We start from the raw sequence: 20,359 nt of genomic DNA, 5'->3' as shown, positions 1-20,359 counted from the left end.
TTGAAGTATAGAGAATATTTTTCACTAACTCATCCTCAACAAAGGATTTGGTATATGGAGAAAATTAATCCTCATCAGCCATTGCATAATATTGGGGGAACAGTAAAGATACAAGGAGAAGTGGATTTTGATTGTCTTGAGAAAGCAATTAATTATTTTATAAAAAAAAATGATGGAATCAGGCATCGATTTGTAGAATCGGATGAGAAGGTTCATCAATATGTGGAGAAATATCATAAATATCAAGTTCGATATACTATTTTTAATAGTCAGAAGGATTTAGATGCCTGGGTTCAGCAGGAAGCTGCAAAACCTTTCGATATCAATGAACAAGACTTATTTGATTTTGCTTTGTTCAAGTTACAAGATACTAAAGAAGGGGGATATTTCGTTAAGGTCCATCATATAATTTCTGATGGTTGGTCTATGAATCTTTTAACTGAACAGATTTGTAATGCATACACTCAAATTTTGAAAGGTGAAAAAATAACAGATCAGCTTAATAGTACCTATATGTATTGCCTTGAGAAGGAAGAATCCTATTTAACTTCAAAAAGATTTATGAAGGATAAAAATTTTTGGAATGAGAAGTTTAGTAAGCTCCCAATTGTGAAGCGGAAGAACGAAGTAGATTGTGCAAAGGCAAATAGAAAAACATATTCTTTAACAAATAATCAATCGGATGAAATTAAACAATTTGCTACTGACATAAATGTTTCTGTGTACGCATTCTTTGTTGCCCTATATTATATTTACTTAAATAAAGTAAATGGGCAGGATGATTTAATTATTGGAATGCCTGTACTTAATCGAGCGGGGAAAAATGAAAAAAATATTGTGGGGATGTTAACAAGTACTATGCCATTTCGTCATACTGTTGATAGTGAAATGACAGTCTTAGATTTTATAAAAGGCATTAATCGTGAATTGGTTCGCTGTTATTATCATCAAAAATATCCATATGATGTATTGGTGAAAGATTTGGAATTAAAGAAAAAGGGATACGGTGATTTATTTGATACATGTATTAACTATTACAATACAAAACTTCCTACTGAAATTAATGGTACACCAATAGAAAATGAAGAATTTTACAATAGGAATCAGATTTATTCAATTCAATTGATTATTCGAGAATGGTCTAGATTAGGAGGATTTAATCTAGATATAGATTATAAGGATCATATGTATACAGAAAAGCAAATTGAACAAATGTATCTTGGAATCAGTCATTTACTGAATCAGATGTTGGAGTCGCCTAATAAAAAGTTGATGGAATTAGAAATTTTACCAGAAGATATGTGGAATAAATTGATATATGAATTTAATGCAACGAATAGGGAGTATCCAAAGGACAAGACAATCCATCAGCTTTTTGAAGAACAAGTAGAAAGGACACCAGATAGAGTTGCGATTTGCCTGGAAGATAAGGAACTTACGTATCGTGAATTGAATGATAGATCTAATCAATTAGCGAGGTATATATTAAAGAAAAATGTAACAAAAGGTACAGTAATAGGAATATCAACTACGCATTCTCTAGAAACAATTATTGGAATTTTAGGAATTTTAAAAGCAGGAGCGGTATATTTACCTATTGATCCACAATATCCATCTGAACGGGTCAATTATATGCTGCAAGATTCAGATATCAATATTCTGTTCACTAATTTTGATATTTCGCATCAATGGGATCTTTCTTTGTATGCGGTTGAGGTTATCCATATAAATGCAGCTCATATTTATATGGGAGATACTTCTAATATTAAAAATAGAAGTGAGCCGACTGACCTTGCTTACATCATATATACATCGGGTTCTACGGGAAACCCTAAAGGTACAATGATTGAACAGAAAGGATTGGTTAATTATATTTCCTGGGCAAATCAAGTATATGTAGGCGCAAGTGAAAATGAAGTTTTCCCATTGTATTCATCTCTTGCTTTTGATCTTACTGTTACAACTATATTTACCCCATTAATTAGTGGTAATCAGATTATTATTTATCCTGCTGATGCAAACGAATATGTATTATATAGGATATTTAAAGAAAAAAAAGCAAGTATTATTAAATTAACTCCATCTCACCTGTTTTTATTGAAAGATTCAGACTTTTCTGGGTGTTCAATTAAAAAAATTATTGTTGGTGGAGAAAATTTAACAGTAGACCTTGCCGCAAACATACAGAAAAAATTAGGTAGAGAAACAAAAATATATAATGAATATGGGCCCACAGAAACAGTTGTAGGATGTATGATTCATCAATTCGATATTGAAAAAGATAAAGGGGTATCTGTTCCTATTGGTGTACCTGCACAAAATATGAAAATATATGTGTTGGACTCCGATCTTCGCCCAGTACCAATGGGAGTTGTTGGAGAAATTTATATTTCTGGGGAAGGTGTTGCAAGAGGATATTTTAACAATCAGGCTTTAACAAGAGAGAGATTTATTGTAAATCCATATTCGGAAAAAGAGCAGATGTATAAATCGGGTGATTTAGCTAGATTTATTGAAGGAGATAAGATTGAGTATTTGGGAAGGAAAGATGATCAAGTAAAAGTTCGTGGGTTCCGCATAGAACTAAAAGAAATCGAAATAAACTTGCAAAAATATCTGAGCATTAAGGAAGTGGTAGTGATTGATCAAGAGGATTATGATGGAAACCGCTATCTTTGTGCCTACTATACTGAGAATGCTAAGGTGAAGACATCCGAACTATTTAGATTCTTAAAAGAGATCTTACCAGTTTATATGATTCCTTCGTATTTTATTGTGTTGAAAGAAATACCGTTGACGTTTAACGGAAAGCTGGATAGAGAGGCCTTGCCGAAACCTGAAGTTAAAATAGAGAAAAAAACTGAAGGTGAGATAGAAAGTGATTTAGTAGGTATTATACGTGAAGTATTAAATGTTGAAAAAGTAAGTATAAGAGACAACTTCTATCATCTAGGCGGGGATTCCATTAAAGCAATTCAAATTTCTTCTAAGATACGTGAGAAAGGGATTAAAATAAAAACAAAGGATATTTTGGCTAATCCAGTTATTGAAGATATGATTTTATATTTAGAAATGACTAGCACAAAAGAGCAGAAGAGTAATCAACAATGTGTTGGTAGTATTGAAACGATACCATCTATCTCATGGTTTTTTTCGCAAGATTTGAACAATATAAACCATTATACACAGTCAGTGTTAGTCAAAGTAAAGGATGACGTTGAGGTTGGGATACTTGAATCGGCATTTAGCTTATTAGTTTGTCATCACGACGCTTTTCGCTTGAATTACCGGATGGAAACGAAGGAATTATTTTATAATCAAAATAATTACAATAAAAAAATAAAAATAGAATCATTAGATTTATCTGAATTATCAAAAACAGAGCAAAGTATTCGTATTGCTAGTATTGGAGAAATATTGAAATCGAGCTTTAATATTGAAAATGAAATTCTTCTTAAAGTTTGTATATTTGATTTGGGCGATTTTGGTAAAAGACTATTAATGACAGCTCATCATTTAGCTGTTGATGGTATATCTTGGCGAATTATTTTTGAAGATATAAATCAATTATATAAACAGATAGAAAATAAGCAGAAAACTTCTTTGCCGCCAAAAGATAATTCGGTACAGGATTGGGCAATTGAGTTAAAGAGAATGAGTAAAAAAATTCCAGAATCAGAAAAGCGATACTGGGAGCATGTATATCAATATGAAGAGAATTCATTTAATGATTTTGATTTAGGATTGGATCGTATGGAATTTTGCGAGAAAATGATTAAGAAGTTAACAGAAGAAGAAACTATGCAGCTGTTACAAAAAGCAAATGAAGCTTATCGAACAAAAGGTAATGAACTAATGATTATAGCGCTATCATTGGTAATGGCTAAGTATATTAAAACAAATGATGTGATTATTGAAATTGAAGGGCATGGGCGTGAAGAATTAAATGATGAAATTGATGTATCGCGAACTATTGGATGGTTTACGAGCCTATTTCCAATTCGGTTACAATTTGAGGATGTAGATATATCACAACAAATTAAACAATTAAAAGAGCAATTGCGTAGCGTTCCAAGTAAAGGTCTAAATTATGGAGTTTTAAAGTATATTTCGAAGGAATTAAGTTCTGAATCTCGAAAGTATGTTCGTTTTAACTATTTAGGTGATTTTAATGCTACATTTTCCAATGGGATTTTTGAATTTGCGTATGAAAATTCCGGTCAAGATAACAGCAATAAAAATGAGATGGATTGTTTGCTAGATATCGTTGCGTATACAGTAGACAAAAAGTTGAATTTGTCGATTACGTATAGCAAAAACAAATTTAAACAAGAAACAATATCGCAATTTTTCATGGAGTATATGAATCAATTGAGAGATTTGATTCAACATTGTTGTCAGAGAAAACATGCTGAATTCACCCCATCTGATTTTGAAACGGCAAACCTCTCGAGTGAAGATCTTGAAAATATATTTAATATATGATATTAGAGAGGAGTCATTCAATCATGATGAGAGTAAAAATGGTTTTGATTACCCTTGTAATATTATTAAATGTACAGATGCTATTTGGGATTCAAATAGCAAATGCAGAGAATGATAGAATGTTTACGGAAAACGATAAAGAACAACTAGACTCGCTTATAAAAAAACAAATGCAAGAAGCCAAAATTCCTGGAATGTCAGTGATAGTAGTCAAAGGTGATCAAGCTGTATATAAAAAAAGTTTTGGCTATTCAAATCTTGAGACAAAGCAACGTGTAACGGAAAAAACATTATTTGAAATCGGTTCGAATAGTAAGGCGTTTACAGCTCTCGCAATATATCAACTTGTTCAAAAGGGGTTAATTGATTTAAAGGACCCTGTTAGCAAATATTTGCAGTGGTTTCAAATGATATATGAAGGTAATTATAAAGGACAACAACTTAATAAAAATGTTGAAATAACTCTTGAACAGCTTTTATATCATACGAGTGGGATCCCTTTTCATACCATTGGGGACATACCTATCTCAAATGACAATGATGCGTTGGAAAATACAGTTAGAGAAATATTAAATCAAAAATTGGAGACATATCCAGGAGAGCAATTCAATTATGCCAGTATTAACTACGATATTCTAGGATTAGTTATACAAAAAGTTACCAATCAATCTTTTGAACAATACGTTCAGAATAATATATTAAACCAATTTAATATGGGTAATACTTTTTTGTTTAGAAAAGATGTCGCTAAATATGATATGTCAAAGGGATATAAAATAGGTTTTTTAAAGCCTATAGAGTTTAATGCACCTATTTATCGAGGAAATACACCCGCAGGTTATTTTATCTCGAATAATGAAGACATGGAAAAGTGGCTTCGTATGCAGCTTGGGATATATGGACTAAGTGATGATCACCAAAAGGCAATTTATAGTACACATATACCAAACAGATCAGTTCCACCATCTGAGGATGGCTCTTCTTATGCCGGAGGGTGGCAAGTTTTTCAAAATGGTCCTGGTGAAATATCACATGCAGGAAGTAATCCGAATTTCTCCTCTTTCGTTGTATTTCATCCTCAAGAGAAGTTAGGAGTTGCGGTGATGGCTAACATGAACTCCGATTACACTCAAAATATTGGCCAGGCTATTATGGACACACTTGTGGGGGAGAGTGTGGTGACAAACGGTAAAGATACGTATAAGAGTATTGATGCCTTTTCTGTTACTGTACTTTTGTTTATGGTTCCTTTTTCAATTATTACTCTATACTTCATTTTCATAGTTATGATTCAGGTGTATAAGAAAAAAAGGAAGTTGGAAAAAAATAAATTTAAAAGTATTTGTATTCCCTTTATAACGTTTCTGTTTGCGTTCTTAGCTGGGTATGCCCTTTATAAAATTCCATTTGTATTTTTCGGGAGACTTTCTTGGGATTTTGTTAATGTTTGGTTACCTATCAGTATGAGTTTTGCGGTATGGGCTACTTTAATTAGTATTGTACTGTTCTGCCTATATTTATCTTTAATAACTGTTTTTCCTTTGCATAATAAGAAAAATTTTTTTCCGATTTTTGTGTTGAGTGTAACCAGTGGTTTTGGAAATGCGATGATTATTTTTATTATTAATGAAGCTTTAACTAGAAGTAATTATTCAAGCAACAATAGTTTGTTTTTATATTTTTTGCTAGGAATTATTACTTATGTATTAGCGCAAAAATTGGTACGGACGCAGTTGATTACCATTACGAATAATCTGATTTATGAAAAAAGGATCCAGTTAATTAACGATATATTAAAAAATCCTTATGAAAAAATTGAAAAAATAGAGTCAGAAAGAATTCAAACCACCTTAAATAATGATACAGAAGCTATCAGTAATTATGCTGCCACCATAATTACTGGTTTGACTGATTCAATTACACTTTTATGTTGTTTGGTTTATTTGGGAGTAATTAATGTTTATGGACTGCTTGTTTCTATTGCAGTTATTTTGGTTGCAGCAGGTATGTATTATGTAGCTGGAAAATCAGCTAATAATCTTTGGGAACAAACAAGAAACATCCAAAACACTTTTTTTAGATATATAAACGATCTCATTGGCGGTTATAAAGAGTTAAGCATAGGAAAGTCAAAACGAGAAGAGTTTGGACAAGGGATGCAAGAGAGCTGTGAGGATTATAAGGATAAGCGGATTCAAGGTGGTCTTAAGTTTGCTAATGTTTTTATTATTGGTGAATTGCTGTTTGTTATGGTAATTGGGGCTGTTACATTTTTATTTCCGCTTTTATTTAAAGGGGTACAGAGTGAGTTTTTAAGAAGCTATGTTTTTGTTTTTCTTTATATGACAGGACCTCTACATAGTATACTCAATACTATCCCTAATGCGATTCAAATGAAAATTAGTTGGAAGAGAATAAATGATTTTTCAAGGTATTTAAAAACCGAAACTAATAAGACAGACGTAAACAGTACTCTGATACCTCAAAGTAAAATAAACATGGAGATTAAAGAGGTAGTATATCAATACGAAAGTGAACATGGAGAACCTTTTCAAGTTGGGCCAATTAATTTTGAACTTAAATCAGGAGAGGTTGTATTTATAACCGGTGGCAATGGTAGTGGTAAATCAACTCTTGCTAAACTAATTACAGGTTTGTATTCTGCAAATAGCGGAAACATATTTGTTAACAATCAAGAAATAAATCAGGAACAGTTAAGAGAGCTATATTCCGCAATATTTAGTGATTTTTATTTGTTTACAAAAGTCTATGGTATTGACTATAGCTCAAAGGAAGAAGAAATAAAAAAATATTTGAAAATATTACGTATCGATGAAAAAGTACAAATTCAAAATGGAGAATTTAGTACAACTAAACTTTCAACAGGACAACGAAAAAGACTAGCACTATTAATTAGCTATTTAGAGGATAAATCTATTTATCTATTTGATGAATGGGCGGCAGATCAAGACCCTGAATTTAGACATTTTTTCTATACAGAACTATTGGCTGAATTAAAGGAAAAAGGAAAAGCTATCATTGCTATTACTCATGATGATAGGTATTTTCATATCGCGGATAAAGTTATCAAGATGGAAAGAGGAGAAATTATAGAAAATATGAAGAAGCATAATTATTTAGATTCATTTGATTGTCTCAAGGAGGAGCTCAATGATGATAAAATTGGATAAACAAAATTTGGAAGATATTCTTGGTTTAACACCAATACAGGAAGGGTTGTTATTTCACTACTTAAAAAATCCTCAAAGTGATGAGTATTTTGAACAGATATGTTTGGGGATTTTAGGTAGAGTTGATGCAGGATTGTTTAAGAAAGCTTGGGACGCGGTTGTCCAAACAAATGAGCAGTTACGTACACTATTTCGTTGGGAAAAAGTGAAAACTCCTGTTCAAATAGTATTGAAAGAACATACCCCTCATATTAAAATAATTGATCTTACACACAAGAGTGAAAGTGAAAAAAATATTTTACTAGAAGAGATAAAAGTTAAAGATCGTGAAAAAAAGTTTAACCTTCGAGAAATACCATTCAGGGTTACTTTGTGCATATTAGCAGAAGAAAGACATGAAATGATTATAAGTAATCATCATATTATATATGATGGCTGGAGTAATGGAATTATTTTAAAAGAATTCCTAAACGCATATCGATGCCTTAGTGAATCAGAAACTTACAATCTGCCTACTAAAAAAAAATATAAAGATTTTATTAAATATATTCAAAAACAGGATAAAGAAAGGCAGAAAGTATTTTGGCAAGAGTATTTAAAAGGATTTAACTCGCAAAATAGATTGGAAGTAACAAAAAAGAAACATAAATCAATTCGAAAAGATCATCAGTATCGCATTCAATTTTCAAGGGATAAGTTGGAAGGATTTGCGAAGGGAAATGAAGTTACTCTTGCCGCCCTTGTTTATAGTTTATGGGGAATTGTGCTACAAAAGAATCATAATATCGATGACATTATTTTTGGCGCAACTATTTCGGGTAGAGCAGGAACATTTAATGGGATTGAAGAAATGGTAGGCCTATTTATAAATACAGTTCCATTAAGAGTTAAAAAGGATTCTAGCGAAACATCTATAGAACTTATCAAAAAGTTAAATAAGACATTGCAGGATTGGGAATTGTATGGGACATCATCTTTAGTAGATATAAAAAAATATAGTGAATTGGATACGGAAATCGACCTTTTTGATACTATTGTTGTTTTTGAAAACTACCCTTTAGATCAGACGATACTGACAAACAAAAATAGAATCGCTTTGAACTCATATTCCACCTTTGAAATGACTAATTATGGCTTATCTATTAGTATAAGTTTGCACAAAGATATTGAGATATGTTTCAGTTACAACGAACAATTATATGAATCATCTAAAATTGAGCGTTTAGCTCAACATTTTACTATAATTGCAGAAGCAGTCATAAAAAATCCTCATAAAAAAATAGAAGAGATTGATATCGTATCTATTGAAGAGAAAAAACAAATCCTTTTGGAATTTAATAATACTCGTAAAACATATTCACATCAGTTGACGATTAGTCAGTTGTTTGAGCAACAAGCGATGAAAACCCCGGATAATGTTGCGATTGTATATAAAAATAGGACTATGACTTATGAAGAATTAAATGCCATATCCAATAACTTATCAAATGAACTGCTTAGAAAAGGAGTGAAAAAGGGTGAGATTATTGGAATCATGACGGATCCATCAATTGAAATGCTAATAGGGATAATTGCTATTTTAAAAGTCGGAGCTGCATACTTGCCAATTGATCCAGAATATCCAGAGTCAAGGAAAATGTATATGATACAGGATAGTCAAACAAAGTTCATATTGACCAGTAAGGATGTAATTAATAAAAACGACTATGTAATTGAAAAATTCAACAATGATTGTATTTTTATATTGGATAATAGTAGAAAATTTTCGGATGAGACTCTTCTACCAAAAGTAAACCTTAGTCCGAATGATTTATTTACGGTTTTGTATACTTCAGGTACTACAGGAAAACCTAAAGGTGTAATGATAGAAAATCGAAATGTTGTTAATCTTGTTCAGTGGTTTGGAAAAACATTTAATATAACGGAAAAAACAAATCTATTACAACTAACAAATTATGTGTTTGATCCGAGTATTGAGGATTTTTTCGGTACATTACTTTATGGAGCGACATTACATATAGCCGAAAAGAATTTAATTTTAAATAAGAAGCATTTTTGTGATTATGTTGATCAACATGAAATTCATATTATTAATTTCATACCGACTGTATTAAAAGAATTATTATGTCATGATCGCAAATTGCAGAGTTTACACACAGTTATTTCAGGTGGAGAAAGACTAGAAGAATCATTAAAAGATGCACTGATTGATAGAGGATATAAATTATATAATAATTATGGTCCAGCAGAAACGACAGTAGATGCTTTAAGTGTTGAATGTTCAGAAAATACCGTCTCTTTAGGGCGGCCGATTTCAAATGTTAGATGTTATATATTAGATAAAGATAAAAATATTAGTCCAATAGGTGTTCCTGGTGAGTTGTATATTGCTGGAGACGGTGTAGGAAGAGGGTATTTGAATCTACCAGAATTTACAAATGAAAAGTTTATGAATGATCCCTTTAATCCAAATGATCGTATGTATAAAACAGGGGACTTAGGAAGATGGCTTCCAAACGGAGAAATCGAGTTTCTTGGAAGAGAGGATCATCAGGTGAAAATCAGAGGGTATCGGATTGAACTTTCAGAAATTCATAATTTAATATTAAAAAGGAACTACATTGAAGATGTTGCTGTAATTGATTGGGAAATTAATAATGGAAAAAAAGTTATCTGTGCATATATTGTTTCCCATGTTCAGGTTAACATGGAGGAACTTAAGGGGTTTTTAGCAAAAGAATTACCAGATTATATGCTTCCGTCATACTATATTCAGCTAGAGAGTCTGCCCTTAACTTCCATAGGAAAGCTTGATCGAAGGAACTTACCAGCTCCTCAAATTCATACTTATAAAGGTTACGTTGCTCCAAAAAATAAAGTTCAAGAAGAACTAGTAGAGGTATGGTCTGCAGTATTGGGTCTACATCAGGGGGAAATTGGTATACATGATAACTTCTTCGAATTGGGAGGAGACTCAATTTTAAGTATTCAAATAGTAGGTAAAGCGCTTCAAAAGGGTGTAGAGATTACCGTGAGTCAGATGTTTGAGAACCAAACGATAGCAGAACTGGCGGATTGTATTGCAGATATTAAAGAAAGCTATAGTGAAGATCAAATAGAAGAACCTGAGACTGGAGAAGTGCTTCTTACACCGATTCAAAAGTGGTTTTTTGAGCAAGATTTGGAAAATTATCATCATTGGAATCAATCTGTGCTATTGGAAACACGAGCAGGTATAAATCCGACTTTGTTGCATGAAAGTTTTCGTATACTTACAAATTATCATGATAGTTTTAGGCTCCGTTATTATCAAAGGGCTGGAGAATGGATTCAAGTTTATTCAGAGTCCGATGAGAATGTATTATTTGAATTACATGATTTTAATAATAGTCATATGCATGAAATTTTATCAAAATTGCAGTATGAATTAAACATTACAGATGGGCCATTAATTAAAGTTGCATATTTTGATTCTGGGGATCAGGAAAAAGGAAGGTTGTTTATAACAGTACATCATCTTGTAATAGACGGATATTCATGGCGACTTATGCTGGACACTCTACAGATGATATATGAACAGCTTACAAATAGTGGCTCTGTTCAACTTCCAGTGAAAGGCCTCTCTTTTAAAAAATGGTCTGAGCATCTCTATGAATATGCTTATTCCAATCAATTAAAAGATGAACTTGCTTTTTGGAAGAACAATGTCCCTTCTTCTGTAAATACTATACCTATTGACATGGAAGGGGGGAGAAATGATGAAAACTCTGCTCGTACACTTTCTTTTATGTTGACGGAGAAAGAAACAAAGTATTTACTGCATGACACGTATCAATTATTTAAAATGAGAATTGATGATATTCTGCTTTCCGCACTTTCTAGTACATTAGCAAATTGGAGTGGTGAAACACTAGTTGATTTGGAGGGCCATGGTAGGAATCCTTTGTTAAAAGAGTACGACACTTCAAGAACTGTAGGATGGTTTACTTGTGTATATCCTATTGTTATGGGCGACATTGAAAAAGAGAAGGGCATAGCAGAAATATTGAAGCAAGTAAAAGAGCGGTATCGTGCTATACCAAATGGTGGAATTGGTTATGAAATTTTATATTACTTAGCAGAGAAAGAGATGCGAGGGCAAATTTCGTCTAGGAAAAGGGGACAAATAAGCTTTAATTATTTAGGACAGTTCGAACAAGCAATTAAAAAACAGCAGTTATTTAATATATCGGATGTGAATACAGGACTAACCCGTGATTTGAATGGAATTAGAAGTCACTTGCTTGAAATTGAATGTATGATCGTTGATAAAAAATTATGTGTAGAATGGAAATATAGTGCGAATAGTCATTTGGTTGAAACCATTCAAGGCTTGGCAAAGGACTTTGTCAACAATTTGAAGAATATAATTGACCACTGTCAAACAAAAGAAGGTACATATTTGACGCCTTCAGATTTCCCACTTGTCTCCATAGATCAAAAGAAAATTGATGAATGGATTGAGGTATATAAAAATATAGAAGATATATACATGCTTTCACCTGTACAACAAAGTATGGTTTTTCATCATATCTATTCACCAAAATCGTCAGTAACTGTGGAGCAAACAATATTTTCAATAAAATCAAAACTAGATATTGAGATATTTGAAAAGGCTTGGCAAAAACTTTTAGATAGACATGAAAGTTTAAGAACATCATATCATTGGGAAGGGCTAGAAGAACCTGTACAGATTGTTCATAAAGATCTAAAAATTCCTTTTCAAGTTTTAGATTGGACAAATTTTTCGAAATCTGAAGGATTGCAAAAGTTAGAACAACTTATTGAGGAAGATCGTAAGAAGGGATTCGACCTTTCAAAACCACCACTTATGAGAATTTTGGTCATTAAGCAAGAAGAGTATGCCTATGATGTAGTATGGACGCATCATCACCTTCAGTTAGATGGTTGGTGTAATAGCATCCTCTTTAAGGAACTGGGTCAGTGTTATGAAGCATTATGTGTTGACGAAAAGATAACATTTGGACATGTATATTCATTTAAAGATTATATCGACTGGTTACGTAGGCAAGACAAGAAGAAAGCGGAACAATTTTGGAGAACCGAGTTAGATGGATTTAAAACACCTATACGATTCAATAATATTTTTCCTGCAAAAAATTCAAATCAGTTATCTGCTTTTGGAGATGTAGTATACGAAGTGTCTGAAGACAAACAGCAGATAATTCAAGACTTTACTAGAAAGAATCGGATTACACTAAATACTATGATTCAGGGGGCTTGGGCAATTCTTTTAAATCGCTACTCCCAAGAAACAGATATTATTTTTGGGGTAACTTCATCAGGGCGTCCGGCTGAGTTAGAAGGCTCGGATTCAATAATTGGTTGCTTTATGAATACTCTCCCTTTTAGGGTAAAGATAAATAAAAATGTAAATTTGATTAAATGGCTTAAAGATGTACAACTGAAGCAGGTTGAAATGCGTCAATATGAATATACCTCACTCGTTGATATAAGAAGTTGGATTGATATGCCAAGAAGCTCTGCCTTATATGATTTGTATGAGAGTATTGTAATTGTTGAAAACTATCCATTCGATGTGAAATTGAAAGACGGAATTGGTTCATTACAAGTGAAATCAGTACGTATAGATGAACAAATGGATTATCCTTTGGTTGTTTATTGTAATCTACAACCAAAGCTTCAATTGAAGCTACTATTCAATAGTTCCTTTTTAAATGAAACAGAAGCAAATCAGATACTTTCACATTTAATCAATATTTTGTGGGAAATGCTTGTTAGCGAAGATGGTAAGTTAGAGAATATCTCAATGATTTCCGAAAAAGAACTTACACATATTTTAAGTGATAATAATTCTACTTCATTGGATTATCCTAAGAATCAATGTTTTCAGGATTTATTTACTGATCAAGTAAAATTAAATTTAAACAAACCTGCTGTTATACAGGGGAATGAAAGTTTATCTTACACAGAATTAGATATACTTTCAAACCAGTTAGCGCATAAGCTCATTAAATTAGGGGTAGGGCCTGAAATACCTGTGGGAGTGTATGTTGAACGTTCACCTAAAATGATTGTAGGAATTTTAGCTGTTTTAAAAGCTGGTGGAGCTTTTCTACCTATAGATATGGATTATCCTGGCGAAAGAATAAATTTGATGTTGAAAGATGCCCAAGTACCTATATTACTCACCCAAAATAATTTACAGTCGAAGATTAGAGATTATCAGGGGCATACCGTTTGTCTTGATATAGAATGGGATTCAGTGCTCAAAGAACCAAAAAACCAACCGAGTGTTAGAATTGAACCCCAGAATTTGGCATATATCATCTATACTTCGGGTTCTACTGGTCGACCAAAAGGTGTAATGATGTCTCATGAAGCAGTTGTAAGCCACTCCATTGATATTTGCAAACGTTATGAGCTGACACCGGAGGATCGTGTTCTTCAGTTTTCTTCGATAAGTTTTGATATTTCACTTGAACAGATTTTTACAACACTAGCTGCAGGAAGTTCTCTTGTTTTGCGTGATAAGAATATATGGACTCCTTATCAGTTTTCTCAGAAATGTGTTGAACTTGGACTCTCAGTTGTTAATCTACCTACAAATTATTGGGGCGAAATTGTACAAGAATGGTATACAAGACCAGAAATAATTCCAGATAGTAACCTCAGACTCGTCATAGTTGGTGGGGAACAAATGCCAGCGGAGAAAGTAGGGATGTGGGAACAGTTACCTTTAGAAGATATTATTTTGTTAAATGCATATGGACCTGCTGAAACGGCGATGACAAGTACTTTATATGAAGTGTCTGGAAAAGGAACTAAAAGTGCCGACTTAAAAGTTATTCCCGTGGGAAAACCACTTGCTAACAGGCGCATTTATATCCTTGATGAGAACATGCACCCTTTGCCGATTGGAGTGAAGGGGGAAATATTCATAGGTGGCATACCTTTAGCTAGAGGTTATATTAACAATTCTAAGTTGACGAAGGATAAGTTTATTCGAGATCCGTATTATCATAATTATGGAAAAATGCTTTATAAAACAGGAGATATGGGGAAATTACTTTGCGATGGTAACATTGAGGTTCTGGGGCGGAAGGATGACCAAACAAAAATACGAGGGCATCGAATTGATATAGGAGAGATTGAAGTTGTTTTAAACAAATGTGATAACATAAAAAACTCTATAGTTGTCGTGAAGAATGGAGTAGCAAATGATAAGTATCTTGTTGCATTCTATGATTCCCCCTCACATGGTACAAATAATCAATGCAGTATAAGGGGTTTTTTACGGAAAAAACTTCCTGAATATATGATTCCTTCTTATTTTATTCAACTAGGAAGCCTTCCGCTCAGTCCGAATGGAAAAATTGATCGGAAGTCCCTAGAAAATATGGAGATTAAAGTACAGTTTGATGAAGAGTATCAAAAACCTTATAATACGATACAACAAAAACTTGTAAGTATTTGGAGAAAGATACTGGGAACTGATGGTGTAGGCATTAATCATCATTTCTTTGAAATTGGGGGACAATCATTAAAAGCAATAACACTTGTTTCTGAAATTCATAGGGAATTTGAAGTTGAACTTCCACTTGGAAATATATTTGCATTTCCTACTATTAAGGAATTGGCTGTAATCATTGAAGAAATGATGGGGAAAAAAGAAACATATGAAGCGATTCGTCTAGCACCACCACAGGAGTATTATGAAGTCTCTCCAGCACAAAAAAGTATGTATATTGTTAGTCAATTGAATGGTGCATCTACAAACTATAATATTACCGGAGCAGTATTTCTTGAAGGGGAAGTTAATATAGTACAGATAGAAAAGGCATTGCAAGCTTTAATTAATCGCCATGAAAGCTTGCGAACATCATTTAAACAAGTACGAGGGAAAATAGTTCAAAAAATCCATCAGAATCCTGAATGGAATATGCAACACTTGTATGCAGATGAACAAAATTTTGAGAGTGTTGTTGAAACATTTATTAGACCATTTGATTTAGAGAAAGGGCCCTTGTTCAGAGCAGCAATTGTGGAGGTGCTACCATCATCGAAATATTTGCTTGTTTATGATATGCACCATATTATATCCGATGGTTTATCAATGGGAATTTTAATTAGAGAGTTTGCATCTCTTTATCAAAAAAATAATTTGCCAGACGTAAGAATTCAATACAAAGATTTTTCAAACTGGCAAAACAAAATGATAGAATCCGGGAACTGGAAACTAAAAGAACTGTACTGGCTTGAAATATTTTCAAAAGAAATACCATTACTCAATTTACCAACTGATTATCCAAGGTTAGATGAGCCAATGTTTGAAGGTGATGTAGTTCAAGTTAATTTGGATGCATATTATACATCTAAATTAAATGAAATCTCAAGCCAAAAAGGAGCTACTCTGTACTCATTATTACTTTCGGCATTCAATATACTACTGTTTAAATATAGCGGACAAGAAGACATTATAATTGGAAGCCCGGTAGCAGGAAGACTGAATTCTGAATTAGAAAATGTGGTAGGTATGTTTGTTAATACACTTGCGCTCAGAAATTATCCTACTTCAGAGAAACGGTTTGAGGATTTTTTGAAAGAAGTTGCAAGCCACACACTTCAAGCTCTCGAACATCAGGAATATTCATTTGAGATGCTCGTTGATAAGCTACAATTGCGAAAAAATGTGAATCGCCATCCTCTGTTTGATGTGATGTTTGCTTTTGAAAATGTTGATGCAGTAAGGGCGGAAATAGGTGATTTTGAAATTAAACCGTACGAGTATACGAATCGTACATCTAAATTTGATTTAGAGCTGAAAGTAACTGAGCAGGATGGACAACTTCGTTTTATATTTGAATATAGTACAGGTTTGTTCCGTAAAGAAACGATAGAACGAATGGCGGAACATTTCGTTAAAATTATTGATACTATCATAGAGGACATTACTATTCCAATTGAGGAAATTGATCTAGTAACCATGAAAGAAAAAAATAGAATAGGTGTTTTTAATAATACTGATACTTTGTATCCAGAAGAAAAAACGATTAAACGTATATTTGAAGAACTGGTGGAAAAACATCCGAATCGTACTGCTGTAGTGTTTGGACAGAGAACAATAACTTATAAGGAATTAAATGATAAAGCAAATCAATTAGCTAAACACTTGATTAAGAAGGGGGCAGGAAGTGATACAGTAATCGCTTTATTAGCTGAGCCTTCTATTGAAATGATCATTGGACTATGGAGTATTATTAAAAGCGGGGCAATTTATTTACCTCTTGATCCGGAGTTTCCATTAGAACGAATAAATAGCATGATTGAAGACAGTGATACAATTCTTCTTTTGACTCAGTCTCACTTAGTAACTTCTAATGATTTTACTTGTGAGGTTATGGAATTGGAAGATAAGAGCTTATTTTTTGAATGTCCTTCAAATATAGAGGAAAGAAGTACAGTTGATAATCCAATATATATTATTTATACATCTGGTACCACTGGGCTCCCAAAAGGGGTACCGATTAAGAATCAAAGCTTGGTAAATTATATTTCATGGTTCACACGAGAAGCAAGTATAACGTATAGGGATAAAACACTACTATTATCTTCCTTTGCATTTGATTTAGGATATACAAGTTTGTATACAGCTTTATTAAATGGGTGTGAGTTACATTTAGTTCCAAAAGAACATTATATGCTCCCAGAAACCCTTATCACATATTTGAAAGAGAAAAAGATAAGTTATATAAAACTGACTCCTTCACTATTTAATTATTTAGTTAACCATCGTATGGTTGAAGATTATGAGAATTGCATGGCGCTAAGGTTAATCGTATTGGGCGGTGAAGAAGTGAAGTCAGCTGATATTAGTAAGTTTAATAGGGTGTATCCGCAAACTGTAATTATGAATCACTATGGACCTACAGAAACTACTATTGGCGCTCTATTTCACAAATTTAATGCTACTGATTTTGAACTTGTATCCAAGGGAACGGTTATTGGAAAACCAGTAGATAACACGAAAATATTCATTTTGGATAGAGGTCAAAAACTTGTTCCACTTGGAATGGCTGGTGAAATTTGTATTGGGGGAGTAGGAGTGACAGAAGGTTATTTGAATCAAATTGATTTAAATAGCGAAAAGTTTATTACGGTTTCACCTTTGGGACATGAAAAAATCAAACTCTATAGAACGGGAGACTTAGGGAGGCTCACATGCCATCAAGAAGTAGAATTTCTCGGAAGAATTGACAATCAATTAAAAATTCGAGGATATAGAGTGGAGTTAGAAGAAATAAATTCAGTACTGTTGCAACACGATATGATACTTGATGCAATTGTTGTTCCAAAAAAAGATAAAGAAAATAATAATATACTATGTGCTTATATTGTGTTGAAAGAGAATGAGAATGGGTGGGGAATAAGGGAATACCTTTCAAGTAAGATTCCTTACTACATGATGCCCTCTATCTTTATTAAGTTAGATAGAATTCCTTTGACTCCAAATGGTAAGCTAAATTTTAAAGCACTCCCAGAAATTAAGGATGAATTATTGATAAAAACTAATTATGAACTGCCTGAGGATCCAATTGAAAAAACTGTTGCACAAATGTGGGAAGAAACTCTTAATGTTAAGCAAATTAGTATGAATGACTCGTTTTTTGAAATGGGTGGAAACTCATTGTCGTTAATGCTTTTAATGGCAGAAATTCACAAAAAGTTTAGTGTAGATATATCGTTAAGAGAAGCGTTTAAAGCACCAACAGTAAGAGGTATAAGTAAGCATATAAAGAAAAGATCTGAAAGTAAGTATGTGTCATTACAACCTGTAGAAAAGTGCGAATATTACGACCTTTCTTCAGCTCAGAAAAGGATATATACACTACAACAGATGGAAGGGATTGGAACTAGTTACAATATGCCAAGAGCAACCTTACTAGAAGGTGAAATCAATCTGGATAAATTGGAAAAAGCTTTTTGTGAGATTGTAAAGAGACATGAGGCATTTCAAACATCTATTGAAGTAGTAGATGGTGTGCCCAAACAACGAATTCAGGGAGAAGTGGATATAGAAATTAGTTATTCTGTTTTAGATGAACATTTATGTTCTAATCCATCAAGTAAGCTGAATGTCGAACTGGAAAATATAATTGATGAATTTATTGAACCTTTTGATTTAAGTAAAGCCCCTTTAGTAAGAGTTAGGATCATTCGCTTAAGTAGTCATAAACATGTGCTCTTAACAGATATGCACCATTTGATTTCAGATGGATATTCAGTCAATATTTTACTGCAGGAGTTATCAGAATTATATCAAGGAAAACTGTTACAGGAAAACCCTATTCAATATAAAGAATTCGTTTATTGGCAGAATGAGTTTTTAAAGACAAGTGCTGCAAGTATACAAGAAAAATATTGGTTAGATGTACTTTCAGGGGATCTTCCAGTATTAGATATGCCTACGGATTTTCCTAGACCAATTATACAAAGCTTTGAAGGAAATAGTTTTATTTTTGAGGGAGGAAATGAATTAAAGCAACGTTTAGACAATTTATGTTTAGAAACAGATACGACATTGTACATGATTTTGTCTGCAGCTTATAGTATTTTGTTATCAAAATGTTCCTCGCAGCACGATATAATTGTAGGAATGCCTATTTTAGGGCGGACACATTCTGATTTGAAAAATATCATTGGTATGTTTGCAAATACTATTGCAATTAGAAGTTTCCCTATTGAGAAAAAAAACTTTTCGGAATTTTTGTCAGAGATTAAAGAACAGTTAATTAAAGCGTATGATAATCAAGATTACCAGTTTGATATGATTATTGATAAGTTAAAAATTAAGAGAGACTTAGGGAGAAACCCTATATTTTCTACAATGTTAGCTTTTCAAGAATCTCAAATCAATGAAAGTATAATGGGGAATTTGAAAATGACGCCTGTTCAATATAGAAATAAAATTTCGAAATTTGATTTAACCTTATTTGTAGAAAAAGGAAAAAAAGAGTTGTTTTTTGAATTTGAATATGCGAGTAGTTTGTATAGAATGGAAACTATAAAAAAATTAGCGGAGAATTTTTTAGGTATCTTAGACACGATTAGTTCAAATAAAGAAATAAAATTAGAAAATATTGAGATTGAAGGGTTAGTAATCGAGAATACAGAAATTGAAAATGTCAAATTTAATTTTTAAGATAGATAAGATATTGGTTATTGAGGCTATTCCTAATATGATACTTTAGGAATAGCTGTTTCATATAAATGCATTCTTTAAATATCTATAAAAAATAAAAGGATATATTGTATAGAAAAGGTTAGCTTTTAATTATAATTAAAACGATGATATAGAAGTGGCGATATAAAGGGAGTTCTCTATCATGGAGAGACTTAAAGAAGTGTTTCATTTTGTTTAGGATAGCGGTATCGTAGTTCATGATCTAGATAGTTATACGTTTTTACGAAAAGGTTTGGTAAGGAACAGTAATAGAGCGTTACGTAAGTGAGGTGCTAGGTGTGGAAGGAGAAGTAGTCATTCTTGAAGTGGATGGTGATAGAATTGAATTACTTACATCAACGAATAATATACCTTCTCCAATGGCACGATTTATAAATAAAAAGGTGTTACGTAATAACGTAACACCTTTTTATTTATG

General features: G+C 32.6%; 3 protein-coding genes and 1 pseudogene. All 4 read left to right on the top strand.

The features are described from left to right. Entirely contained in the window at positions 1-4,485 is a 4,485-nt protein-coding gene (locus MHH66_RS16945; RefSeq protein WP_078184725.1) for a non-ribosomal peptide synthetase, read from the top strand. 23 nt (positions 4,486-4,508) lie between these two features. Continuing rightward, positions 4,509-7,676, top strand: a complete 3,168-nt coding sequence (locus tag MHH66_RS16940) for a cyclic peptide export ABC transporter (RefSeq protein ID WP_063217799.1) — start codon at positions 4,509-4,511, stop codon at positions 7,674-7,676. Continuing rightward, positions 7,660-19,899, top strand: a complete 12,240-nt coding sequence (locus MHH66_RS16935; protein ID WP_078184796.1) for a non-ribosomal peptide synthetase — start codon at positions 7,660-7,662, stop codon at positions 19,897-19,899. Before MHH66_RS16940 ends, MHH66_RS16935 begins: the two co-directional genes overlap by 17 nt. A gap of 229 nt (positions 19,900-20,128) precedes the next feature. Next, positions 20,129-20,324, top strand: a pseudogene (locus MHH66_RS16930) (glyoxalase); the annotation flags it as partial. Between the last annotated feature and the right edge of the window lie 35 nt (positions 20,325-20,359).

Source organism: Bacillus sp. FSL H8-0492, assembly GCF_038006145.1.
In the GTDB taxonomy this organism is placed as follows: Bacteria; Bacillota; Bacilli; order Bacillales; family Bacillaceae_G; genus Bacillus_A; species Bacillus_A mycoides.
This window is presented reverse-complemented; position numbering and strand designations above follow the sequence as displayed.